The following is a 23,924-nucleotide window of genomic DNA, read 5'->3' on the forward strand; positions in this document are numbered from 1 at the left end:
GGATGATGAAATCTTTCATAATACAGTGAGTTCTTTTCTTCTTCCGTGAATTCTAGGTTAATCATGTTTTTAATGAGTGCTTTGCTTCTAATTATGACTCTTAAACTATATTATTGTCCTTGAGTAAAAAATGCAAGTTGTCGCCGTGCAAAGTATAACCTGCTTTAAGTTCGCCTGCTGAAAAAAATTCCCAGCCCTGTCTTCCCGACAAGGCTGAAAAAGCCGTAATTTGTAACAGCGCCCGTAATAAAGCTTCCTTTTCCGCATGGGTGTTGAAAGCAGGCTGGACGAATCAAGTGCGCCACGATGCTGCTTATATTGAAATTACCAACCGACAGTGCGATGCCGAAGGCACTGCGTAGCAGTACGCCATCGCCGTAGGGTGCGAAAACGCGCCTGTAACGCACCATCAATTTTTTAATATGCGGTGGGTTACGCTGTCGCTAACCCACCCTACAGTGCTACTGTGAAGAGTCCGAGGTTATAATGGTCAAAGAGTTAAAAAAGAAATTAATCTAATCAATAGCCACAACGAAGGTACAGCCAAATGAGTCAAGTCTTAACCCTAGAATTGAGCGATGAAGTTTATGCCGCCTTGCAACAGCAAGCTAAAATATTAGGGATCGACCTGTCAGAATTAGTAACAACTTCCCTTGAGCGACAGTATCGCTTAACAAAAGCTAAAGACCAACGCACGGAAGCCGAAAAAGAAGCAGCACGTCAACGCTTTCGAGCGCACGCTGGCTCAATTAGCGGCTATCCGACAGGAGCAGATAATGAAAGCATTGATGCTGACTTAGGAAGAGAGTATGGAGATACTCATGAGGAGACATGAAATCGGTGATACTCCTCGATACTTCTGGGTTACTTTGCTATGTCTATCGTGATCAACCAGGACATGAAGAAGCTGTCCAATTGTTAGATAGTGCAGGTAAAAGCATCACCCACAGTTACGTTTTAGCAGAGTTAGTTGCTCTAGCTCAAGTTCGCCATTACCCGCGTTTAGCTACCCTAGAATTTATCACCGATTTGCTAGAAAATCCAGATATCGAGACAGTTTGGATAGATGAGCCTTTACATCGTGCTGCGGTCAAACTATTGATGGCACGGCAAGATAAGACTTATTCCTTATGTGATGCAGTTAGCTTTTTATTGATGCGTCAGTTCAATATTAATGAAGCATTAACCACCGATCGCCATTTTGAGCAAGAAGGTTTTCACCGTTTACTTGTATTCTAAAAAGGGCAGAGCTGCGTCAGGGGTTGGTATTTCTCCAACTGGTACTCCTGCCATTTCCCCGACCCCCGTTCGGTGAGGGATTGGGCGTTTCCCAACTGCGCGGCTGCTTCCCGCCAGAATTGTTCAAAGTTCTGCCGCAGTTCTCCAGTGGCAATCATTGATTTTAACGGGATAATTTAGTCAACAATTCCAAGAGTTTTTGACTATTAGGAGTCAAGAGAGTTCGACGATAGGCATCGGCGGCCTTTTTAATCGCTTCCGCTTGGGTGGGATAGGGATGAATAACAGTAGAGAGTTTACTCAATCCGATTTTGGCAACCATAGCGGTGGTAATTTCGGAAATCATCTCACCGGCGTGAGCGGCGACGATAGTGGCTCCTAAAATTTGGTCGGAACCTTGTTTGTGAATAATTTTTAGAAAACCTGCTGTTTCGCCATCAGTGATAGCTCGATCGACTATACTCAAAGGAATTTTAATAGTATTAGTGACCAATCCCCGGGTCTGTGCTTGGGTTTCATCCATACCCACCCGGGCGATTTCTGGGTCGGTATAAGTGACCCAAGGCATAACTAAATTACTGAGCTTATCGCGTCCGAAACCGAAGGGAGAAAAAAGGGTATTTTTAATCACAATACGGGCGGCTGCATCGGCGGCATGGGTAAATTTCCAATCCATACAGATATCACCGGCCGCATAAATTTTCGGGTTAGTAGTTTGCAGATAATCATTGACTTTAACTCCCCGACGAGTATCGTATTCCACGGCCACCGCTTCTAAATTTAATCCTGACAGATTCGGCTCCCGGCCGGCAGCGACTAAAATCTCGTCAACGGTGATAGTTGCTCCTTGACCGTTGCTTGTATATTCAATGGTTTTACCCCGCTCATTTGTTGTCACCCGTTCAATTTGGCAGGAGAGAATCAATTGCATTCCTTCCCGCAGCAAAGTATTCTCAATAATTTCGGCCGCTTCTCGGTCTTCTTTATTCAAAAGATGGGAATGATTATGAAATAAAATCACCTGTGCGCCTAACCTTTGAAAAGCTTGGGCTAATTCACAACCAATCGGCCCGCCACCGATAACAGCTAATCGGGGAGGCAATTCTGTTAGGGAAAAAATTGTTTCATTGGTATAAAATCCCGCCTCTTTTAGTCCGGGGATATCGGGATGAAAGGCCCCAGCACCAGTGGCAATGACAGCTTTTTTATAATCGAGGGTTTTTCCCGTCACTTCCACAGCATTTTGTCCTAAAAAACGAGCGCTACCCAAGAAGACATCGATACCTAGTTTTTGGAAACGTTGCACCGAATCATTATGGCTAATATCGGCGCGAATTTGCCGCATTCTGGTCATGACTCTGGCAAAATCTACCCTAGTATCCCCAATATTAATTCCTAATTTTTTGGCTTTCTCAATTTCCCCGATAATTCTAGAGGAACGAATCAGACATTTGGAAGGAACACAACCGAAATTGAGGCAATCTCCCCCCATGAGGTGTTTTTCCACTAAAGCCACTTTTAAACCTATATCTAAACCCGCCGCTCCCGCCGCTACGACTAAACCCGCAGTACCCGCACCAATGACGACTAAATCATAACAATCTTGGGGTTGTGGATTGACCCAATCGGCAGGATGAACATGATTAACTAATTTTTGATTATGTTCGTCCATGGGGAGAATATTAACTTCACTGGAGCTATTTTGAAACATAATAAAGTAGTTATCTTAATGGTGAGATACGAAGTTTTCGTTTTGGGGAGTCAGGAGATAGGAGTCAGGAGTCGGGAGATAGGTTTTAGGTTTTAGGTTTTGGGGTTTTGGGGTTTTGGGGTTTTAGTTCAATTTCCCCACTTCCCACACCCCACACCCCACACCCCCCCTGCCCCCCCGATGTCGGGGGGGTTGGGGGGGTCACACCCCACTTCCCCATTCCCCCACTTCCCCAACCCCTGACTGATAAATGATTACTATTCACTGATAACTGATGCCAGGGCCTGACGGGCAATTTTTGTGACGTAGAGGGTGAGAGCAACGGTAGCGATAAAACCGCTCAGGCGAATAGTCCATTGTAAAGCTGGGTTAGTGGCTGGTGTTGAGGTGCCGATAGTGGCAAGACTGCCCGCTAAAGAGCCAATATAGACATACATTATCGTCCCCGGAATCATGCCTGCGGAACCTAGTAGATAGTCTTTCAGGGAAACCCCGGTGACACCATAGGCATAATTGAGCAGATTAAAAGGAAATATGGGAGATAACCGGGTTAAAAGCACTATTTTTAGGCCTTCTTTCCCCACAGCTTCATCGATAGCTTGAAATTTATTATTACCTTGAATTTTTTCCGCCACCCAACCCCTAGCCAAATAACGTCCCACCAGAAAAGCGGCAGCGGAGCCGATAGTTGCCCCGATAAAGACGTAAAAAGAGCCTAAAACCAGGCCAAAAACCACACCAGCCCCTAAAGTCAGGATTGAACCGGGAAAAAAGGCCACAGTAGCTAGAATATAGATAATTATAAACGCGATCGCTCCCACAGACCCCAAACTATCCACCCAAGTTAAGGCATTGAAAAGAATAGTTTGAGGATTAAAACCGGTGGAGGCACTGGATTCGAGGGCAAAAGCGGGGGGAGTAGTCAGGAGAAAAGTGCCGCTAAAGGCGATTAGCAGCGGCAAATAACGGCAAATAACCAGCTTTTTCCAGTTGCTGGACTGGGAAATAATCATCACAAGTCCCTAAAAAGAGAATAAAAGAGAGATTAAACTATAAAAGCGAATTAAATAGAACTAGGGGCTATTCTACCGTAGTTATCATTGTTTAGACCAGAAAGCCAATCCTGAAAATTCCCAGAAAATCCCCCTCTCTGGGAGAAGATAGGACGAGCAACAGCCCGGTAATTTTTGCTGTTTACTTGATATTACACCTTGCCGTCTCTGGGAAAAAAATGTCACAATTAGAAATAATTAGCATTGGATATAGCAATTAATCTATGAAAATCATCCCCAAGGTCAAAGCCCCCACCTTCCTGCAAATGGCACAATGGATCATTAATCCTGTAGCTTTTATGGAAAATGCCGCCCGCAAGCATGGCGATATTTTTAGCACAAAAGTGGGTTTAACTGTAGATAATTTTATCTTTGTCAGTAGTCCTGCGGCCCTACAACAGGTTTTAACTAATGACCGTAAAAAATTTTCGGCACCAGGGGAAGCCAATCGGATTATTGCCCCGATTATTGGTGATTATTCCGTCGTCATGTTAGACGGAGACATCCACAAAAAACGCCGTCAGCTTTTATTGCCACCTTTTCACGGGGAGAGAATGCGTTTCTACGGCGATTTAATCCGCGATATTACCCTAAGAGTGATGGCAGAATTGCCCCAAAATCAACCTTTTAAGGCCCGTTCAGCGACCACAGCGATTGCTTTACAAGTAATTATGGAGGCAGTTTTTGGAATTAGTCAAGGGGAACGTTATCAAACCCTGAAAAAAATTCTGGCTGAAATGCTCGATATTTTTAACTCTCCGGTGATGGCTTCTTTGCTATTTTTCCCAATTTTGCGTGCTGATTTGGGTGCTTGGAGTCCCTGGGGAAAATACCAGCGTTCCCAAGAAAAAATTGATGATATTATCTATACAGAAATTGCCGAAAGAAAAGCTAATCCTAACCCCAATCGCAACGATATTTTATCACTACTGATGTCAGCCCGGGATGAAGAAGGCAACCCGATGAGCGATAAGGAATTGCGCGATGAATTAATGACCTTATTATTCGCAGGTCATGAAACCACGGCCACCGCTATGTCCTGGGCGCTCTACTGGACCCATCGCTACCCAGAAATTAAAGCAAAAATTCTCCAAGAAATAGCCACTTTAGGAGATAATCCTAACCCCATTGATATAACTCGATTACCCTATCTTGCGGCAGTTTGTTCGGAAACTTTACGCATTCATCCCGTGGCAATGTTAACTTTTCCGCGAGCAGTGGAAGAACCGGTAGAACTAGATGGTTATCCTTTAGAAAAAGGGACAATTATTATGGGTTGTATTTATCTAGCTCACCACCGCGAGCAAACTTTCCCCGATTCCCATACTTTTAAACCAGAACGCTTTTTAGAAAAACAATTCACCCCCTACGAATATATGCCTTTTGGTGGTGGAGCGCGTCGTTGTATCGGGGAAGTTTTAGCTATCTACGAGATGAAAATCGCTATCGCCACAATTTTGGCCAATTATCAGTTAACTCTAGCTAATAATACCCCTGAAAAACCCAGTCGCCGCGGTGTCACCCTTGCTCCCTCACGAGGAGTTCCCATGGTCTTAAAAGGACGACGGGAACCTCTGGTGACTGCCCCCATGCTCGCCGAAATTTCTTAAAAAAACTGACAAAATATTGTACAATCAGAGTTGTGGTATCCCATATCATAACTCTGCTTTTTTGTCAATAAAATTGGGGGATAATTATGGTCTTGATTCGTTTAGCTAAATCTTGGCAAATTTCCGAAAATGAAGTTACTTCCGAAAGTGTTTATTTTAACCGTCGTCGCTTTTTACAGGGGTTAATCGGGACAGGAATTGCGGGTAGTTCCCTATTATTAACTGCTTGTGGTAAATCCTCCTCCTCGGAAGCTTTAGAAAAAAGTTTGCAATTACCTAAAATTGAAGGGTTCAGCAAGAATCCGCAGTTTTTAACGGTAAATCGCCCCATAGTTGCCGAAACTGTAGCCGGGAAATATAACAATTTTTATGAGTTCGGAGGGGGGAAAAATATCTGGTTAAAAGCGCAGAAATTACCGACGAATCCCTGGAGGGTAGAAGTGGGAGGATTGGTAAAAAATCCCCAAACCTACGATATAGATACTATTAAAAAAACCTTTCCTCTCGAAGAAAGAATCTATCGTTTTCGTTGTGTGGAAGCTTGGTCAATGGTCTTACCTTGGTTGGGTTTTCCCATGAGTGCTTTAGTTGCGGCAGTGGAACCAAAACCCGAAGCAAAATTCGTCCGTTTTACCTCCTTTTATGATCCCGAAATTACCAAAGGGCCAGGATTACATTTAGGAGCCTTACCTTGGCCCTATACAGAAGGTTTAAGAATTGAAGAAATGGCCAATGAATTAGCTTTCTTTGCCGTGGGAATTTTCGGGCATGATTTACCCAAACAACACGGCGCACCCTTGCGAATGGTTATTCCTTGGAAATACGGTTTTAAAGGGGCAAAATCGATAGTGAAAATTGAATTTACAGCCAAACAACCAGCCACCTACTGGAACACAATTGACGCTCATGAATACGATTTTGAGGCTAATGTAAACCCCAGTAAACCCCATCCCCGTTGGTCGCAAGCAACGGAGAAATTTATCGGCAGTAGAAGTGATTTATCTTGGGAAATTATCGAAACTCTGCCCTATAATGGCTACGGTGAATATGTGGCTAGTTTATATAGTTAATTTCTATGATTATCCCCATTTTATTTGGTTTAAGTGAGTATTTATGGACAATAAAACTCTGTACGAACAAGACTTTTATCTCTGGATTAGAACTACTATTAATCAACTGCAAGCCAGACAGTTTGAGCGGGTAGATTTAGAGAATTTACTGGAGGAATTAGCAAGTATGGGAAGGAGTGAAAAGCGCATAATTAAAAGTCTATTAACCCGATTATTAGAACATTTACTTAAACTCAAATATTGGGAATCAGAAAGAGAGAGAAACGAAGGTCACTGGAAGGGAGAGATTAGAACTTTTCGTCTCGATATATTAGATGAACTTAAAGATAGTCCTAGTCTGAAACCCTATCTTTTGGAAATTTTCGATGAATGTTATCTTTCAGCCCGAAAAAATGCCAGCGATCGCTCTCAATTACCCCTAGATACTTTCCCCGCTATTCTCCTTGGTTCCCTTGAACAAATTCTCGATGAAGATTGGTTTCCCACTAATAACCATGAGTAATATCTAGAGGTCAATTATGGACAATAAAACCCTGTACGAACAAGACTTTTATCTCTGGATTAGAACTACTATTAATCAACTGCAAGCGAGACAGTTTGAGCGGGTAGATTTAGAGAATTTACTGGAGGAATTAGCAAGTATGGGAAGGAGTGAAAAGCGCAAAATCGAAAATCTTTTGATTCAATTACTGGTACATTTGCTGAAACTAACTTACTGGACAGGAGAAAAATCTAGAAATGAGGGTCACTGGAAAGGGGAAATTATCAACTTTCGCCGACAAATAATCGAAGAAATTAAAGATAGCCCTAGTTTGAAACCCTATATTCTGGAAATCTTTGAGGAATGCTATCAATTTGCTAGAAAAGAGGCTCAAGTTAGAACTCAATTACCTCTTGATACTTTCCCCCCTATTCCCATTGGTTCCCTTGAACAAATTCTCGATCAAGATTGGTTTCCCACTAATAACCACGAGTAATATATAGAGGTAAATTATGGATAATAAAACCCTGTACGAACAAGACTTTTATCTCTGGATTAGAACTACTATTAATCAACTGCAAGCCAGACAGTTTGAGCGGGTAGATTTAGAGAATTTACTAGAGGAGTTAGCAAGTATGGGAAGGAGTGAAAAGCGCACAATTAAAAGTCTGTTAACCCGATTATTAGAACATTTACTTAAGCTCAAATATTGGGCGGCAGAAAGAGAGAGAAACGAAGGTCACTGGAAGGGAGAGATTAGAACTTTTCGTCTCGATATATTAGATGAACTTAAAGATAGTCCTAGTCTGAAACCTTATCTTTTGGAAATTTTTGATGAATGTTATCTTTCAGCCCGAAAAAATGCCAGTGACCGCTCTCAATTACCCCTCGATACTTTCCCCGTTATTCCCATTGGTTCCCTTGAACAAATTCTCGATGAAGATTGGTTTCCTGCGGGCGATAATCTGGAAATATAGCCATCAGTTAGACTGCTCCATACTGCTCTAACAAAAAACAACTATCTCCCGATAGCGATCGCAAAAGGTCGAATAACTGTAAGTTTCTGTTAAGGGGTGCGGTCAGATCGAAGAATCATCGCTAGAATGAGCCTAATTGTCAGTGCGATGCCGAAGGCACTGCATAGCAGATCGCCGATCTTGTAGGGTGCGTTCCCTAATGTGGCTCCCACTGCTCCAGCGATCGATTTTGGGGAACGCACCATGCCCATTGATTGAATCTGTGGTCTAAATTTGATCGCCGATCTTGTAGTACGGGGCCTGGTGATGCTCACACAAATGATACTGAATTGCCAGATATTGGAGTTCACTACTGGCTAGATGCAGGAACGAGGCTGAAATACATTTTGAAAGTCTGGGTTGAGGATTAAAGAGCTTGCGAATTAGTAGTCAGGGTGGGCGTTTGCTCACCTTGCTTTTTCATGCGGTAATATGGAATGAGATGGTGAAAGACTGAGACTATAGCTATGACGCTCGCATCTAATGGAAAAACCGCTATCATTCGTACAGAGCGGGGACTGACGATCGCAGGAACCCGCATCACCCTCTACGATGTAATGGATTATGTGACTGCTCAATATCCACCTAAGTTCATTCAGGGATTATTTGATCTGACGGAAGAGCAAATTAACGCTGCCCTGGCTTATATTGAGGCTCATCGTGCGGATGTAGAGGCTGAGTACCAGCAAGTTCTCAAAGAAGCTGAAGAACTGCGACAGTATTACGAAGAACAAAATCGTGAGCGAGTTGCCCGTATTGCTGCGCAACCACCTAAGCCAGGCTCCGAGGCTGCTTGGGAAAAGCTTCGAGTGGCTAAGGCAAAGCGTGAGTCGAAAGTATGATTTTTTTGATTGATCACAATCTCAAAGGTCATGCCTTGGTTTTCTTTGGTGCGATCGCAACTCAGGGCTGGCTTGATATCGTCCCGATGCAGTTCGTCACCTTTGCAGAGATGGATTTGTCGATCAACAGTGATGACAGGACGGTTTGGCGACTTGCTCAAGAGAATCAGATGATTTTGCTTACCGCTAATCGCAGTATGGAAGGGAAAGATTCCCTAGAGCAGGTCCTGCGTGAAGAAAATACCTCAGAATCATTGCCTGTGATCACTGTTGGCAATGCTGAGCGGCTTTTGAATGATTCGGAATATCGAGGTCGGTGTGTTGAAAGTCTTGTTGAAATTGTGCTTGATATTGATACCTATCGAGGCGCAAGGCGAATATTCATTCCGTGACGCGGCGAATGCTAGGGCCGTTGAAGTCTATCTGTAGGGACACGGCATAACGGGGTCTTTATACTGAATCGGTTTTTAATAGCATGATTAACTGCCAATCCAACTTGAAAAACCCGCTCTCTTCTCCCCCACTGCTGTAACAAAAAACAACTATCCCCCGATAGCGATCGCAAAAGGTCGAATAATTATAAATTTTTGTCAAGGGGTGCGGTCAGATCGAAGAATCATCGCTAGAATGAGCCTAATTGTCAGGAATTTAGTTAAACAAGGTTTTTGGCAAGATGCTAATCTGGCTAAGACGCTTTTGGGGGTGATATAGGGGAAAAGTTCCAGCGATTGCGCCTAAATGGAGTGATATACAGAAGGTTGACCCATATCGTTACCCCAGAGAGTTTTATACAGAAAGTTGACCTATAATATGTAGTTATGTTTTCAAGAGAAGAGAAGAAATGTTATCAACACTTCTAAGTAAAGCTGTACAAAAAGCTCAAGAACTACCAGAAGCAATTCAAGACGAACTGGCAGAGCAGTTTATTGAAGACATCGAAAATGAAATCAAATGGCAAGAAACATTATCTAAACCCCAAGACAGCTTAATTCTCAAAGAACTTGCTCAGAAAGCTATTGCGGATTCAGAAAACGGACAGACTGAAGAAATGGGATTTGATGAGCTATGAAGTCGGAACTAAATCCAGATTTCGTCGGCTTATTTCAACAGCTACCAGACAGAGTGAAAAGAACAGCCAGAAAAAATTACAAGTTATGGAAAGATAACCCAAGCCATCCAAGCTTAGAATTTAAGGAGGTCAATCAAGAAGACCAGATCTGGTCAATCAGAGTCGGTATAGGTTGGAGAGCGCAAGGGAAGAATCAAGAGTAAGAATGTAATTGTTTGGTTTTGGATAGGCTCTCACGCAGAGTATGACAAATTGTTAAAGAAGTTGTGAACCAAGAAACATAACAAATCACCGCACCCGAAATAATAGTGAAATTTTGTGATAAAGTGCAGTCATATCTAAGAATCTTTGCTATAATCACGCAAAGCTTTTGTGATAATTTTCCTTAAAGGAGATTGTTTGCAGTAAGCTAATCTGGCTAACAGGCTTTTGGAGTTGATATAGGGAAAAGTTCTTGCAATCGCGCCTAAATGGAGTGATATACAGAAGGTTGACCCATATCGTTACCCCAGAGAGTGTTGTACGGAAAGTTTCCGTTCGACAAAGGATTTCTCGGTTGGTGAGAGAGAGTCTATCTTTCTCTGAAAAAATGGAGAATCACGTTAGGAATAGAGATATGCGAAGTAATAGTTTTATGATGGTTCCATTATCTCTTTTGGCTTGGATGGTGATCAGTCAACCAGTAAAAGCAGAAAGAGTTTGTCAAGTAACAGACCCTACTGGTACTCCTCTTAACGTTCGTGACAGACCAAATGGACAAGTAGTTAATGCCTTGCGTAATGGTAGAGAAGTCTACATACATAAGACAGCTTATGACCGGCAAGGTCGTCCTTGGGTTTTAGTAGGTGGTTATTACAAAGGTGTCTACAGAACTTGGGGCTGGGTCTTTAGGGAATTCGTGAGTTGTTATAATCGATGACTGTACGGTAGTGCGATCGCGTATCTTGTAGGGTGCGTTCCCTAATGCAAGTCCCACTGCTCCAGCGATCGATTTTGGGGAACGCACCATGCCCATTGATTGAAGCTGTGGGTTTAAGTGCGGTGTGGGCTAATCTGACTAACACGCTTTTGGGCGTGATATAAAGATAGTATGGGTGACGGTTTATCTGATGACAAAGAATGGATATGTAGGGGATGTCTTTCAGGCATTGCTTACCCCCGCTAAAGGTTAAAATGATCATGAAGCAATAGAATTACTCTAATGAAACTAGATCGTATTACGAGCCATCCAAACCGTATGAATGGGCAACCCTGCATTCGTAATCTTCGCCTTACGGTTCGTCGAGTGATTGAGCTACTGGCAACTTATCCCGATCGAGCAGAATTAGATCAAGAGTTTCCGGAACTGGAGGATGAAGATATTCGACAAGCCCTAATTTTTGCCTCTTCCTACTTGGACGATCGCATCATTGAACTTCCTAATCGCTATGAAACTGTTGCTTGATCAGGGACTACCGCTTTCTGCGGCAACTTTATGCTGACAAGAATATTTCACGGACAAGGTTGGGTTGACGACTGTTACCCAACACCCTCAGAACCAAGATTAAATGCGGTAGGATAGGCATTGGATAGATTTTCTAGATTGCCGTGAGCGAAACCGTCTATATTGAAACCAGTATCTTAGGCTATCTTACTGCTCGACCCAGCAGAGATATTGTTGTGGCCGCAAATATTGAGGTGACGAAGGAGTGGTGGGATACACGTCGCGGTGATTTTCAACTTTACTCATCCCAAGCGGTCGTGAAAGAAACCTCACAAGGTGATGTGGTGATCGCATCTCAACGACTAGAAATCCTTGCTCATCTATCTTTACTCGACTTGAACCAAGCTGTGCTAGATTTAGCAGAGCAATTTTTGGAACGCAGCAACCTTCCCGCAAAAGCTGATATTGATGCTGTTCATATCGCCGCCGCAACCGTTCACGGCATGGATTACCTGCTCACCTGGAATTGCAAGCACATCGCCAATGCTCAAATTCAGGGAAAGTTGGCAGAGATCAGCCTTGATTTTGGATACGAGTTGCCAATTCTTTGTACACCCTATGAACTTCTCGGAGGTTGATTATGTTTCAGGATGAGATTGTGGAAGAGATCCACAAAATTCGTGAAGAGTACTCTCGGTCATTCAATCATGACTTGAAAGCCATCTTTGCTGATTTGCAAAAGCAACAAGCTGAAAGTGGCAGAGAAGTTGTTACCTTATCTCGAAAACACGGTCTAACCACACGTTGGAGTGGACGAGCGAGAGATATTGATAGTGGTGCAAAGGATATTAGCCGCCGCTCAACTTAGCCGTTATACTGAATCGGTTTTTAATAGTATGATTAACCCCCAATCCCACTTGAAAAACCCGCTCCCTTCTCCCCACTGCTGTAACAAAAAACAACTATCCCCCGATAGCGATCGCTAAAGGTCGAATAATTGTAAATTTCTGTCAAGGGGTGCGGTCAGACAGAGGAATCATCGCTAGAATGAGCCTAAATTGTCAGGAATTTAGTTAAACAAGGTTTTTGGCAAGATGCTAATCTGGCTAACAAGCTTTTGGGGGTGATATAGGGAAAAGTTCTGGCGATCACGCCTAAATGAAGTGATATACAAAAGGTTGACCCATATCGTTACTCTGGAGAGTTTTATACGGAAAGTTGACCTATAATATGTAGTTAGAAAATACAACAATGTAAATGATTAATATATTCTATTCATGGCAATCTGACTTACCTGAGACACGAGCATTTATTGGAGATGCATTAAGGAAAAGTGCCAAGAACATCAATAACAGCGAGGACATTACTACACCGCTCAGAGTGGATCACGATACAAATCAGGTTGCTGGATGGCCAGAAATAACATCGACTATACTAGATAAGATCGAAAAATGCGATATTTTTGTTGCTGACATTACACCCATAACTAGCCATGAAACTGGTTCTCGAGTATGTCCCAATCCAAACGTCTTATTCGAACTAGGATATGCGCTTGCCACGGGGATGAGACGAACTCGAATTATCTGCGTCGTGAACACATTTCACATCCCAGATCAAAACATTAATCACCTACCGTTTGATATAAGGGGCAGCAGGCCTCTTCAATACTCTCTGGCTCCAAAGGTTGATCGGGGTGTTAGGTCAGGGGTCGAAGATATTGAAAAGAGTAAAATCAGATCCGCTTTCATAAAAAATATGTCGTTGGCGATACGTGGAGTAATCCAGGCGGTTGACGAACATAAAAGAAAAAACGAGTTACGAATAAAACCACATTTAGCAGTTGAAGGAAATCGCTACCAAGTGGTGATTGATTGCATAAATGATGTACCTTTTCAATTTGAATCCATTGTAAAAGAATCCAATAATAATATAATCACTGGCATTCCGTTGGGCATGACTTCAATTGATCCCAAAGGAGAGAAGGTAGTGCGATTTAAGTCAAGTGAGTTCAATAAAAGAATAACCGAAAATAATATCATTATCCTTTTTGGTAAATTTTCACATATACATACGGACAAAAGGCCTGTCCCAGAGATTCATGATTTTGAAGTGCATTATGAGCTTCGTGACGGCAAAGCGATCGAAATACAAAGGGTTCAGCCTGATGTCGGCTAAGCACATCAAATGCGGACTAACAATTGCGATCGCCGATCTTGTAGGGTGCGTTCCCTAATGCAAGTCCTACTGCTCCAGCGATCGATTTTGGGGAACGCACCATGCCCATGGATTGAAGCTGTGGGTTTAAGTGCGATGCCGCTCTGGTGGGCCTAGTTGGGGAATGTTAGCGAAGATTCCCGATGTTTAGGTTAAAATAGAGGGCAAAAGTTGCCACAGGGTCAAGCCAATGACAGTTCGACAACCCCGCTATAGCAAAGAAGAATTTGCCCAACGAGGCGATCTCATTTATCAAACGCAAATACGTCCACAGGTCGAATTGGGTAATCAGGGCAAAATTGTCGCAATTGACCTTGAAACTGGCGACTTTGAAATTGATGCGCGTGAAATATCTGCTTGCAATAGACTCGAAGCCCGTCACCCAGATGCTCAAATCTGGATTGTTCGAGTCGGTTCTCGCTATGTTCGCCGATTTGGTGGACGTACAAAGAGATTAGTACGCCGATCTTGTAGGGTGCGTTCCCTAATGTGGCTCCCACTGCTCCAGCGATCGATTTTGGGGAACGCACCACGCCCATTGATTGAAACTGTGGGTTTAAGTGCGATCGCAATCGCCGACGATCTTGTAGGGTGCGTTCCCTAATGTGGCTCCCACTGCTCCACTGATCGATTTTGGGGAACGCACCATGCTCATTGATTGCAGCTGTGGGTTTAAGTGCGGTGTGGGCTAATCTGGCTAACACGCTTTTGGACGTGATATAAAGATAATATGGGTGACGGTTTATCTGATGACGGAGAATGGATATGTGGGGGATGTCTTTCAGGCATTTTTCTGCGGCAACTTTATATTTTTGATAAAATACGAGTTAGTGAACGCAGCTCTTAGGGGGCTTTGGCTATGACGCTCGCATCAAATGAACAAACCGCTATCATTCGTACAGAGCGAGGATTAACGATCTCAGGAACCCGCATCACCCTCTACGATGTGATGGATTATGTGACTGCTCAATATCCACCTAAGTTCATTCAGGGATTATTTGATCTGACGGAAGAGCAAATTAACGCTGCCCTGGCTTATATTGAGGCTCATCGTGCGGATGTGGAAGCTGAGTACCAGCAAGTTCTCAAAGAAGCTGAAGAACTCCGACAATATTATGAAGAGCAAAATCGTGAGCGAGTTGCCCGTATTGCTGCTAAGCCGCCAAAACCTGGCACAGAAGCCATTCGAGCCAAACTTCAAGCGGAAAAAGCCAAGTTGGCATCACGGGCATGAATTTTCTAGTTGATCATAACTTACGAGGGCATTCTGTTGTCCTCGCCGGAGGCCTTGCTGCGAGTGGTTGGCTTGACTTGATCTCGATTCGTTTTATTCTGTTTGAAGAAGTTGGGTTAGCTGTCACGAGCGATGATCGGATTGTTTGGCGGTATGCCCAAGCCAATCAGATGATCCTGATCACCGCTAACCGAAGCATGAAAGGTAAAGATTCCCTGGAGCAAGTGATGCGGGAGGAAAATACCCCCATATCATTACCCGTCGTGACAATCGGTAATATTGAGCGACTACTTGCAACAGCCAGATTATCGCAATCGTTGCGTTAATCGTTTGGTTGATATTGTGGTTGATATTGAAGATTATCAAGGCGCAAGACGCATTTTTATTCCGTGACGCGCCGAATGCTAGAGCCGTTGAATTCTATCTGTAGGGACACGGCATAACGGGTTCATTATACTGAATCGGTTTTTAATAGTATGATTAACTGCCAATCCCACTTGAAAAACCCGCTCCCTTCTCCCCACTGCTGTAACAAAAAACAACTATCCCCTGATAGCAATCCCTAAAGGTCGAATAATTGTAAATTGTTGTCAAGGGGTGCGGTCAGACAGAGGAATCATCGCTAGAATGAGCCTAATTGTCAGGAATTTAGTTAAACAAGGTTTTTGGCAATATGCTAATCTGGCTAACGCGCTTTTGGGCGTGATATAGGGAAAACTTCTGGCGATTGCGCCTAAATGGGGTGATATACCGAAAGTTTCCACATATTGTTACTTTCAAGAGTGTTATACGGAAAGTTTCTGTATAATCTCTAGTTAGCTTGAAAAGGAGATTTGCGTTACATGGCGATTTACAGTCTCACTGACAATGAATTGCAGAAAGTTAATTCCACTACTTTCAATAGTGAAGGTATATTGGAACGTCAGCACTTACAGTCAGCACTAAAGCGACAAATTGACGTTGTTTCACCAAACTGTCTTGTTATATCCGAGGAATTTGCAGAATGGTCAGGCAGTCAACGACGAATTGATCTTCTTGCAATAGACAAAGAGGCAAATCTTGTCGTCATCGAGCTAAAGCGCTCAGAGACAGGTGAACATATGGAGCTTCAGGCTCTACGTTATGCAGCTATGGTATCGACGCTTACCTTTAGTCGTGCAGTTGAAATATATCAAAAATATTTAAATTCGATAGGCAGTGAGTCCAATGCCGAAAATAGTCTTCTGGAATTTTTGGGCTGGGAAGAACCACAAGAGGACGATTTTGCATTGGATGTGCGTATTGTTTTGGTCTCATCTGATTTTTCCAAAGAATTAACAACATCAGTGATGTGGCTCAACGAGCGGAATATTGATATTCGCTGCGTTCGCTTCACGCCTTACAAATATCTGGATAAAATACTTATTGATGTTCAACAGATTATACCTTTGCCCGAGGCAGAGAGTTACCAAGTAAAAATTAAGCAACAGTCAGAAGAAAGAAGGGAAGCCAGAAAATCATCGAAAGATTATACACACTACCAATTCAGAGGTAATGCTTACAATAAAAGAAAGCTTGTACTATCTGTCATTAAATGCTGGATAAAAGAAAACAATCCTAAAAACATTTCTGAGCTATTAGTTGCGTTCCCGCAAGAAATAAGGAGCGGTGGAATATTTGTTCCTGTTAATGAAGCCGAAGAAATTTACAGCAGGCAAGGAATATATCGTCATTTTTTGGGAGAGAATGAACTCATTGAATTTCCGGACGCTACAAAATATGCAATCTCAAATCAGTGGGGTAAAGGTAATATTGAGAAATTTATCAACCAAGCCAAGAAGATCGGGTTTGGAATTGAAGAAACAAGCTAACAAGGCGCTGCACCGGACGGCAATTCCGCTACGCTCCATTGCCGCCGGTGAGCTTTATCGTTATGCGGCTTTATTTCTTCAGTGCGATCGCCGCTCTTGTAGGGTGCGTTCCCTAATGCAAGTCCTACTGCTCCAGCGATCGATTTTGGGGAACGCACCATGTCCATTGATTAAAGCTGTGGGTTTAAGTGCGATGCCGCTCTTGTGGGCCTAGTTGGGGAATGTTAGCGAAGATTCCCGATGTTTAGGTTAAAATAGAGGGCAAAAGTTGCCACAGGGTCAAGCCAATGACAGTGATGGGAATCGTGGGCAATGCTTCATCGTCAGAAAAGGGAAACTCGATTGTATTAGGCATGAGTAGATGCCTCTTGGTCATCCTGAATCATCTGCATCAGAATGTTTGCAGCCTCCGTTGCGTCGTAGGGTGACCAAACCGGATACTCTGATGCAGAAAAGATGACTTGTAGTTCAGCGTCTGGGATTTGTGCAGCTAGGAGTTTGAAGAGTGATAATTTGTCTGCCTGACTTAGATTGTTGACTAAAGAAATTAACTCAGCGAAAGGCATGGTTTAAACTCCTGAACCTACGAGAATACATTGATCATAAGCGATCTGAGAGATACGGTCTAACAATCCCGTTGCACGCCGACCCTACAGAGTTTTTTGTTGAAGTTCGAGAGGTTGTTAGCGGCGGGTGAACGGGGTCGTTATGCGGCTCAGTGCGATGCCGAAGGCACTGCGTAGCAGTACGCCGATCTTGTAGGGTGCGTTCCCTAATGTGGCTCCCACTGCTCCACTGATCGATTTTTGGGGAACGCATATACCTTTTAAACAGGATTTAGTCTGACTATCTAAATTACTCGTTAAGACTATGAGCAGGGAGCAGGGAGAAAAAACCTGACTACTGACTGAAAGCTGATCACCGACAAAACCTATCCCAAAACGATCGAATCGCGCAGGGATTGAATTTCCTCGGTTTGTAAACGCGCCCCAAAAGTAGAAACCACCCGGGCAGCCGCTAGAGAAGCGAGATTTCCCGCTCCTTTGTAACCCATACCGTGGGTAATACCGTAGAGAAACGCACCTGCATACATATCCCCCGCACCGACGGTATCGATCGCCTGTACGGGATGGGGGTCAATTTCCAGGAGATTTTCGCCATCATAGATCAAAGAACCACTAGCACCCCGGGTGATAGCGAATCCTTTGGCAATGGTTTTAAAATAGGCGATCGCTGACTCGATTTCGTCGCTGCTGGAAATAGTCAAAGCTTCCGACTCATTAGCGAAAACGAAATCTAACCCCGTTCCGATCATTTCCAGTAATCCCTCCCGGAAGAAGATCGCCATATTGGGATCCGACAGGGATAAAGCGGTTTTGACTCCAGCAGCCTGAGCAATTTCTCGCCCTTTAATAGCGGCAGCTTTGGCAGTGGGAGAGGTGACGAGATAACCTTCGAGATAGAGATAATCGGCATTAGCGATCGCTGAAGGGACTAATTCCCGTTCGGAAATTTCCCCGGTGATGCCGAGAAAAGTATTCATGGTGCGATCGGCATCGGGAGTGACGAAAACTAGACATTTTCCCGTGATTCCCACCTCTTTTTCGCCGCCGTGTTCATTGGTATGCAAACCACAGGCCCGCAGATCTTGCAGATAAAACTTACCTAATTCGTCATTACCCACTTTACAGGAATAGAAACCTCTACCCCCCAACTGAGCGATCGCTACTAGGGTATTCGCCGCCGATCCGCCACCGCTGCGTTTACAATCAAAAGCCAATTTTTCCATCAACTGGGTTTGACGATTTTCGTCCACCAGCGTCATCACTCCTTTATCGATGCCCAATTCTTGCAGTAATTCAGGAGAGACTTGAAATTCCATATCGACGAGCGCGTTACCGATCCCATAAACGTTGTATTGTTTGCCCATAATTTAGTCGATCGCCTAAAAATACTTTGTTATTGATAGTAGGGAAATAAGGAGCAAAAAGCTAGGGGCTGTTTTCAGCCAGAGAATACGATAATCAAAAATAATGGGTGTGCTAGTCTCACACCCCCAGTAATTTTTGTTAAGTTTTGTTTAACTAAGCCACTTTAAGCCTCATCGTAGGCTTCTAGATCCAACAGATAAAGATAAGGTTCGGCTAATTCCTGCCTTTGAAAAGCGATCGCTCGCAACAGATGCCAATCCCGCAAAGCCTCGAAGGGGTTGCTATACTCATCTTTTTCTAGTCGTTCGGCTAAAGAAGCAATATCAGCGGCGGTATATTTGGCAATATCTTGATCAGTGAAGCTTATAACTGTCATTTCTGCACCTCTCTCGACCTTTGTTCTATTTCTAGCCTAACACATATTCTGAGTTGAAAAAATGCCTTCCCCCCTAAGTTAAGAACTGTAAATGGATGGGTAATTGTGGTAAGATTCCAGCAAAAGAGCTATTTTTAGTTGATCTTCTATGAAAACAGCCCTCATTACTGGCGCTTCCACTGGTATCGGTGTCGTCTTTGCTCGTCAACTTGCTCAACGGCAAATGGAGCTAATTTTAGTCGCTAGATCTAGGGATAAACTAGAACAATTAGCAGCGGAATTGGGGGAACAATACGGGGTAAAAGTGACGGTTATCGTTCAAGATCTGACCGTTGCCAGGGCAGGAAAGCTGGTATATGATACGGTGAACCAAAAAGGAATCAACGTTGATTTACTGGTAAATAATGCCGGTTTTGGTGATTATGGTGCTTTTAGCGAGCAGGATTTAGCCCGACAGTTAGAAATGATCCAGTTAAATAATCTGGTATTGGTGGAATTAAGCCACTATTTTCTCCGTCCGATGCTTGCTGGTGCTGGGGGGGCAATTATCAATGTTGCTTCCATTGCCGGGTTTCAACCGCTGCCCTATCTTTCCGTTTATGCAGCGACCAAAGCTTTTGTTCTCAGCTTTAGTGAGTCTCTCTGGGCAGAAAATAAAGACAAAGGCGTTGAAATCCTCGCTCTTTGCCCCGGTCCGACGGAATCTAATTTTTTTGAGGTGGCCCGATTTCCCAGTGCCTTTATGGGCAAAAACGGCCGGTTAGATTCGGCAGAAGTGGTGGTACAAGAGGCTTTAACTGCCTTGGCAAACAAACGCCCCAACGTGGTAGCCGGTAAATTGGCTAATAAAATTATCGTCAATCTGCCCCGTTTTTTACCCAGAAGTTGGATCGTGTCTTTGATAGAAAAGCAATTTAAGCTATAAGTAGAATAAAGCGAATTAGAGCAATTGCTGATAGGATTTTAAGGGAATACCTGTCCGGTTTCTCACTTCGATCGCCGAACGATAGACACCGTTTTTTTCCCTTTCAGCGACAATTTTATCAGCCACGGAAAAGTCAAGACCAAGATTGACTAATTCCGCAACGGAGTAGTAGTTTAAACAACGCCAAGAAACGTCAACTTCTTGGCGAATATCGTAGGCAAAGATAACTAAAGGTTCTAATTTTTTCAGATAATTTTCTGGTAAACCAGCTAGGAAGTGTAATTCTTCTAAATGGGTAAAAATATGTCCTTCGTTACGGACAGAAACGATATCATTGGCATAGACAATCGGCAACCCTAATTTATAAACTAGATCGTTGGTGGAACAACTGTTAATATCAATTTTTTCGATAGGAGAGAATGACTGTCTGGAATTGGTTCTATTTCCCGAAGCTATTGGATGGGAATTAAGCTGTTGACGGATGTATAAACCTAGGCCGATTTGGGCAAACCAAATTACGATAAAAGACTCTTGTGTAAGGAAAATAAGGGAGATAATTGTCAAGGCAATGCCGACGGATAACCAACTTTGATTATTAGTTTTTTTGCCAGCATTAGCAATGGCAAGACCACCAAAAACTGGGACTAAGGACAGCCATATCCACTCGGAAGACTCGGGAGGGCGAGGAGAGAGATTAGACATATTTTTTCAAAGAGAATCTAAATATTTTCTGCGTTTTTCTTCGTATTCTTCAGCAGTAATAATTCCCTGATCATAAAGTTTTTTAAGCTGGAGTAAAGTAGCGGTTTTTTGCTGACCTGATTCCGGCAGTCTTCGCTCTGTACTGTTGGGGAGATAGTTAGGATTGTATTTAGCATCAAAAGCTTGATCTGACATGATGATTAAACCAATAAATTCAAAAAAAGCAATGATGCCGGGGATAAAAGTCCAGAAGAAAAGTAGATAGAGAATACCTGCTAAATTCTCCCCTAGATAAAATTTATGGATGCCAAGATAACCGAGAAAAAAGGCTAGTAAAGCCGCTATAGTTCTATTTCTCATAATTTTTGAGATTTCCCTAATTTAGCCAAAAGAAAGTATAAAACCACGATGCCTGCCTGTAATTCCAAGAGAGTAATATAACCCTTGACTAGATAATTTAATTCTAGGGAGGAATTAAAGGCAAAAACTAGCACACCCAAGACTAAAAAAGGCAGTAAGCGCCAGCCAGACTTGGGTATTTTTATTACCGTACTATTAACCTGATTCATGGGCTAATTCTCTAGGTTGATCTTTTTCGGTGATAGTCGCAAAATCGAGCTTTGTCAAGGGGTGGTTTGATTAACTTTTAGCATCTCAACGAGAATATTATGGGCATCCTTGGCTGATTCTAGGGTGCGCGCAAAAGGTATTCTAATTGTTTGACTCTCCCCTAATTTTTCTATGGCTAAATCCATGCCTTCGGGATCGATGGAGAGCATTTGAGCGGTTTCTGCATCGGTGATATTACCGTAAACTTGAGCGTAGAAAAGCACGGCATCACCGTGATCCTTGTTCATGTGTTTACATATGCGATCGCTAATGGCGGGAGTGATAGTTTCAGACATAATATTCTGGAAAAAAATCGATAATAAGGTGGGGACGGATAAAAGCCAGTTCTAAATCGAGGCCAATGGGGGGATATTAGCTAGGGTAGCGTAATTAATCGCTAATTGCCAGATAATTTGAGCTTGGGGATGGCAGGTATCAATGATAAGTTTAATATTATTTTCTTGACAAAAATCCTTAATTGTGCATTGCTCTAATTGTCCCACTTAAGGTCAATCGGGGCAAAGAGTAAGATCCAGGGCTGCCCGTGCAGTTAAATTGCCTGTTGAGACGAGACAAGAGGCAACAGTAAAGGGATGGGGAGAGACTCAGCTAATCGGATAAGCGGTTTAAATGCCTCTTAGATTAAAACCCCACACCCTGTCCCTGGGAAAAACTTTTTTTCAGTACACCCTATATATTTTATCGTTCACAACCGACAACAGAAGCGGTGTAGGTATTACCAATGTGCTGAATACCATTGACAAAAAGATTGACTAAGAAAGGTTGATCATTTGCCCGTACTGTGGCAGTAATTGTTAAGGGTTTATCGGGTTCGATTCGTACTCCATTAGTATTAAAAAATTCCTCGTTAGTTTGATCGCTATACTTGAGAAACAGCCGGATATCAAAGGAAGCAGCCCGGGGGACAGAAACCGTAACGATAAACCTCTGAAAACTTCTACCCCCCGGAACTGCCCAATCGGTATTCCAATTATTACGAGTTATCGTGACACCGAAAGGACCTGGAACAGTGGGTTGTGAGACAGTTTTAGTAACTTCACTACCTTCACCCCCTAATAAAGAAAGTGGCCGACAATTTTGCGCCGCTGCCGGTAGATGTAAGCTTAATAATACCGCCGATAGACCTAAGTAGAAAAGCACGGCATTACCGTGATCTTTGTTCCTGTGTTTACGGATGCGATCGCTAATGGCGGGAGTGATAGTTTCAGACATAAGATTCTGGAAAAAAATCGATGATAAGGTGGGGACGGATAAAAGCCAGTTCTAAATCGAGGCTAATGGGGGGATATTAGTTAGAGTAGCCTAATTAATCGCTAATTGCCAGATAATTTGGGCGTGGGCATGGCAGGTATCAATTAATCTAAGAATAAGCGGTTTAAATGCGTCTTAGCTTATGATTGGGGGGAGTTAGTCTAAACTCCAGTAGACTACAATTTTGGCAATAACTGGTGGTAGGATTGGATCATTCTTTCGTAAGTAAAGCGAGTGGCATTGATAAAACCTTTTTGCCTCAAATCTTCCAGGCGATCGGGAGCGAGAAGATTTTCTGCAATAATAGTAGCGGCGGCCTCGTGTTCGGTGGGATCGAAGTAAACGGCTGCATCATCAGCGATAACAGTCATGGGGAGACGATTGGAGGTAAAGACGGGACAACCACAGGATTGAGCTTCAATAACGGGAACACCGAATCCTTCCTGAAAGGAGGGAAAAATTAAAGCAGTTGCTAGGCAATAAAAGGCGCGAAGATCATCATCGGAGACGGTTCCTAATTCGATTACTTGTGCGGACAAGTTATTCTGATTAACAAATTCGCGCATATCCGGCAGCAAAAGTTTTCCCATCAGGATCAATCGGCAATTTTCCAGACCAGGGAAAGTGATTAACTTCTTGAATATTTTCAGCAATCCCAATCGATTTTTATACCATTGGTCGCCCCCGACATGAATTAGCCAAGGACAATCACTATTAATGTTAAATTTGGCCACTAGATTTACCGCCGCTGCTCTTGTCATCGGACCGTATCCCTCACTCAAGCAATCCTCGATCACTTCCGTTTGTTCGGGGGTAATTTTAGTTAAACGGAGAACATCGGCACGAGTAGCTTCGGAAGAACAGACAACATATTTAGCCTGTTTGAATCCTCGCAAAATCATCGCCTGATACTGTTTTCCTGTCCAACTGGTGGGATTTTCAGGAATTTCTCCTAGGGCGGAACGAATGGCCAGCAGATCGTGACAGATGACAAAATACTTGCGATCTTTTAGGTAGGGAGTTAAATAGGATAAAGCCTGATCACAAATGCAGACGATATCAGCCCAATCCAGCTGCTGACGTAACTGCACCGGGAAAATAATTAACTTATCGATGTACCCTAACCACTTGCCGAGTCCCTGGGGAGAGGATTTCAGTTGACCGAAAATAGGCTGTGCTTGCACTCGCCGAATTTCGTGTCCTTTTTGTCTGAGTCCTTTCTCCACTAAACCGACAAAACGATTAATACTGATCTGCCGATCGTTGACGTAATTTCCTACTATTAAAACTTTCATGAT

30 protein-coding genes and 3 pseudogenes are annotated in these 23,924 nt (G+C 43.2%); 20 read left to right on the top strand and 13 right to left on the bottom strand.

Annotated features, from left to right (window positions below):
* Nucleotides 1-547 precede the first annotated feature (547 nt).
* Both IM515_RS07710 and IM515_RS07715 read left to right on the top strand, forming a co-directional pair.
* Nucleotides 548-835 (top strand): hypothetical protein, encoded by a 288-nt coding sequence (locus tag IM515_RS07710; RefSeq protein ID WP_149988566.1) that lies wholly within the window; start codon nucleotides 548-550, stop codon nucleotides 833-835.
* Nucleotides 836-840: 5 nt separating this feature from the next.
* Nucleotides 841-1,239, top strand: a complete 399-nt coding sequence (locus IM515_RS07715; RefSeq protein WP_081106832.1) for a type II toxin-antitoxin system VapC family toxin — start codon at nucleotides 841-843, stop codon at nucleotides 1,237-1,239.
* 163 nt (nucleotides 1,240-1,402) lie between these two features.
* Here the strand turns inward: IM515_RS07715 and IM515_RS07720 are convergent, their stop codons facing one another.
* The gene (locus IM515_RS07720) at nucleotides 1,403-2,950 is read right to left on the bottom strand and encodes a mercuric reductase (protein ID WP_287627856.1); all 1,548 of its coding nucleotides are present in this window, start codon (nucleotides 2,948-2,950) and stop codon (nucleotides 1,403-1,405) included.
* 257 nt (nucleotides 2,951-3,207) lie between these two features.
* Entirely contained in the window at nucleotides 3,208-3,963 is a 756-nt protein-coding gene (locus IM515_RS07725; RefSeq protein ID WP_002768687.1) for a TVP38/TMEM64 family protein, read from the bottom strand.
* 263 nt (nucleotides 3,964-4,226) lie between these two features.
* Between IM515_RS07725 and IM515_RS07730 the strand changes: the two genes are divergently transcribed.
* From IM515_RS07730 to IM515_RS07750, 5 genes are all read left to right on the top strand, one after another.
* On the top strand, nucleotides 4,227-5,612 hold the full coding sequence (locus IM515_RS07730) for a cytochrome P450 (protein ID WP_287627857.1): 1,386 nt from the start codon (nucleotides 4,227-4,229) through the stop codon (nucleotides 5,610-5,612).
* 86 nt (nucleotides 5,613-5,698) lie between these two features.
* Entirely contained in the window at nucleotides 5,699-6,682 is a 984-nt protein-coding gene (msrP, locus tag IM515_RS07735; protein ID WP_287627858.1) for a protein-methionine-sulfoxide reductase catalytic subunit MsrP, read from the top strand.
* Between the two features lie 43 nt (nucleotides 6,683-6,725).
* Complete coding sequence (locus IM515_RS07740; RefSeq protein WP_287627860.1) at nucleotides 6,726-7,184, top strand: DUF29 domain-containing protein; 459 nt, start codon at nucleotides 6,726-6,728, stop codon at nucleotides 7,182-7,184.
* 16 nt (nucleotides 7,185-7,200) lie between these two features.
* Entirely contained in the window at nucleotides 7,201-7,659 is a 459-nt protein-coding gene (locus IM515_RS07745) for a DUF29 domain-containing protein (RefSeq protein WP_287627862.1), read from the top strand.
* 16 nt (nucleotides 7,660-7,675) lie between these two features.
* Entirely contained in the window at nucleotides 7,676-8,140 is a 465-nt protein-coding gene (locus tag IM515_RS07750; RefSeq protein ID WP_125732621.1) for a DUF29 domain-containing protein, read from the top strand.
* An 89-nt stretch (nucleotides 8,141-8,229) separates the two neighbouring features.
* Here IM515_RS07750 and IM515_RS07755 read toward each other — a convergent pair whose 3' ends face one another.
* Entirely contained in the window at nucleotides 8,230-8,385 is a 156-nt protein-coding gene (locus IM515_RS07755) for a hypothetical protein (protein WP_287627895.1), read from the bottom strand.
* Between the two features lie 261 nt (nucleotides 8,386-8,646).
* Between IM515_RS07755 and IM515_RS07760 the strand changes: the two genes are divergently transcribed.
* From IM515_RS07760 to IM515_RS07815, 12 genes and pseudogenes are all read left to right on the top strand, one after another.
* The gene (locus tag IM515_RS07760) at nucleotides 8,647-9,021 is read left to right on the top strand and encodes a DUF433 domain-containing protein (protein WP_287627863.1); all 375 of its coding nucleotides are present in this window, start codon (nucleotides 8,647-8,649) and stop codon (nucleotides 9,019-9,021) included.
* Nucleotides 9,018-9,413 (top strand): ACP S-malonyltransferase, encoded by a 396-nt coding sequence (locus IM515_RS07765; protein WP_287627864.1) that lies wholly within the window; start codon nucleotides 9,018-9,020, stop codon nucleotides 9,411-9,413. Before IM515_RS07760 ends, IM515_RS07765 begins: the two co-directional genes overlap by 4 nt.
* Nucleotides 9,414-9,862: 449 nt before the next feature.
* Nucleotides 9,863-10,090, top strand: coding sequence for a hypothetical protein (locus IM515_RS07770; protein ID WP_002758339.1), 228 nt, complete (start codon nucleotides 9,863-9,865; stop codon nucleotides 10,088-10,090).
* Nucleotides 10,087-10,360, top strand: a pseudogene (locus tag IM515_RS07775) (ParE family toxin-like protein). The gene IM515_RS07770 and the pseudogene IM515_RS07775 overlap by 4 nt, the downstream one beginning before the upstream one ends.
* A 931-nt stretch (nucleotides 10,361-11,291) precedes the next feature.
* Nucleotides 11,292-11,534, top strand: coding sequence for a DUF433 domain-containing protein (locus IM515_RS07780; protein WP_287627867.1), 243 nt, complete (start codon nucleotides 11,292-11,294; stop codon nucleotides 11,532-11,534).
* 143 nt (nucleotides 11,535-11,677) lie between these two features.
* Entirely contained in the window at nucleotides 11,678-12,151 is a 474-nt protein-coding gene (locus IM515_RS07785) for a type II toxin-antitoxin system VapC family toxin (protein ID WP_287627868.1), read from the top strand.
* A gap of 2 nt (nucleotides 12,152-12,153) precedes the next feature.
* A complete protein-coding gene (locus IM515_RS07790) occupies nucleotides 12,154-12,381 on the top strand; it encodes a hypothetical protein (protein ID WP_016516182.1) in 228 nt (75 codons plus the stop codon).
* A gap of 389 nt (nucleotides 12,382-12,770) precedes the next feature.
* Nucleotides 12,771-13,688: a hypothetical protein gene (locus IM515_RS07795; protein ID WP_287627869.1), complete on the top strand. Its 918-nt coding sequence runs from the start codon at nucleotides 12,771-12,773 to the stop codon at nucleotides 13,686-13,688.
* 229 nt (nucleotides 13,689-13,917) lie between these two features.
* Nucleotides 13,918-14,181 (top strand): annotated as a pseudogene (locus tag IM515_RS07800) (hypothetical protein); the annotation flags it as partial.
* 405 nt (nucleotides 14,182-14,586) lie between these two features.
* On the top strand, nucleotides 14,587-14,961 hold the full coding sequence (locus IM515_RS07805; RefSeq protein ID WP_287627870.1) for a DUF433 domain-containing protein: 375 nt from the start codon (nucleotides 14,587-14,589) through the stop codon (nucleotides 14,959-14,961).
* A pseudogene (locus IM515_RS07810) lies at nucleotides 14,958-15,354 on the top strand (DUF5615 family PIN-like protein). Before IM515_RS07805 ends, IM515_RS07810 begins: the two are co-directional and overlap by 4 nt.
* Before the next feature lie 449 nt (nucleotides 15,355-15,803).
* Entirely contained in the window at nucleotides 15,804-16,811 is a 1,008-nt protein-coding gene (locus IM515_RS07815) for a PDDEXK family nuclease (protein ID WP_287627871.1), read from the top strand.
* Here IM515_RS07815 and IM515_RS07820 read toward each other — a convergent pair.
* From IM515_RS07820 to isiD, 3 genes are all read right to left on the bottom strand, one after another.
* Nucleotides 16,808-16,972, bottom strand: a complete 165-nt coding sequence (locus IM515_RS07820; RefSeq protein ID WP_287627872.1) for a hypothetical protein — start codon at nucleotides 16,970-16,972, stop codon at nucleotides 16,808-16,810. The genes IM515_RS07815 and IM515_RS07820 overlap by 4 nt on opposite strands.
* A gap of 770 nt (nucleotides 16,973-17,742) precedes the next feature.
* Entirely contained in the window at nucleotides 17,743-18,741 is a 999-nt protein-coding gene (locus IM515_RS07825) for an adenosine kinase (protein ID WP_271956290.1), read from the bottom strand.
* 164 nt (nucleotides 18,742-18,905) lie between these two features.
* Nucleotides 18,906-19,118, bottom strand: coding sequence for a protein IsiD (isiD, locus tag IM515_RS07830; protein WP_002732311.1), 213 nt, complete (start codon nucleotides 19,116-19,118; stop codon nucleotides 18,906-18,908).
* A 148-nt stretch (nucleotides 19,119-19,266) separates the two neighbouring features.
* Here isiD and IM515_RS07835 point away from each other — a divergent pair, with 148 nt between their 5' ends.
* Nucleotides 19,267-20,043, top strand: a complete 777-nt coding sequence (locus IM515_RS07835) for an SDR family NAD(P)-dependent oxidoreductase (RefSeq protein ID WP_287627875.1) — start codon at nucleotides 19,267-19,269, stop codon at nucleotides 20,041-20,043.
* Nucleotides 20,044-20,058: 15 nt separating this feature from the next.
* On the opposite strand, the gene IM515_RS07840 is transcribed toward IM515_RS07835, so the two are convergent.
* From IM515_RS07840 to IM515_RS07870, 7 genes are all read right to left on the bottom strand, one after another.
* On the bottom strand, nucleotides 20,059-20,745 hold the full coding sequence (locus IM515_RS07840; RefSeq protein WP_002768788.1) for a helix-hairpin-helix domain-containing protein: 687 nt from the start codon (nucleotides 20,743-20,745) through the stop codon (nucleotides 20,059-20,061).
* Nucleotides 20,746-20,751: 6 nt separating this feature from the next.
* Nucleotides 20,752-21,105 carry an NINE protein gene (locus IM515_RS07845; RefSeq protein WP_002768785.1) on the bottom strand — a complete coding sequence of 118 codons (354 nt, stop codon included), beginning with the start codon at nucleotides 21,103-21,105 and terminating at the stop codon, nucleotides 20,752-20,754.
* Entirely contained in the window at nucleotides 21,102-21,314 is a 213-nt protein-coding gene (locus IM515_RS07850) for a hypothetical protein (RefSeq protein WP_002768784.1), read from the bottom strand. Before IM515_RS07850 ends, IM515_RS07845 begins: the two co-directional genes overlap by 4 nt.
* A 54-nt stretch (nucleotides 21,315-21,368) precedes the next feature.
* The gene (locus IM515_RS07855) at nucleotides 21,369-21,650 is read right to left on the bottom strand and encodes a DUF2470 domain-containing protein (protein ID WP_002768782.1); all 282 of its coding nucleotides are present in this window, start codon (nucleotides 21,648-21,650) and stop codon (nucleotides 21,369-21,371) included.
* A gap of 51 nt (nucleotides 21,651-21,701) precedes the next feature.
* Nucleotides 21,702-21,857, bottom strand: coding sequence for a precorrin-6A/cobalt-precorrin-6A reductase (locus IM515_RS07860; RefSeq protein WP_002768780.1), 156 nt, complete (start codon nucleotides 21,855-21,857; stop codon nucleotides 21,702-21,704).
* 196 nt (nucleotides 21,858-22,053) lie between these two features.
* The gene (locus IM515_RS07865; protein ID WP_287627878.1) at nucleotides 22,054-22,587 is read right to left on the bottom strand and encodes a hypothetical protein; all 534 of its coding nucleotides are present in this window, start codon (nucleotides 22,585-22,587) and stop codon (nucleotides 22,054-22,056) included.
* 215 nt (nucleotides 22,588-22,802) lie between these two features.
* Nucleotides 22,803-23,921 (bottom strand): glycosyltransferase family 4 protein, encoded by a 1,119-nt coding sequence (locus tag IM515_RS07870; protein ID WP_287627879.1) that lies wholly within the window; start codon nucleotides 23,919-23,921, stop codon nucleotides 22,803-22,805.
* Nucleotides 23,922-23,924: the final 3 nt, after the last annotated feature.

Origin of the sequence: Microcystis sp. M44BS1 (assembly GCF_020244875.1) — a bacterium.
GTDB lineage: Bacteria > Cyanobacteriota > Cyanobacteriia > Cyanobacteriales > Microcystaceae > Microcystis > Microcystis panniformis.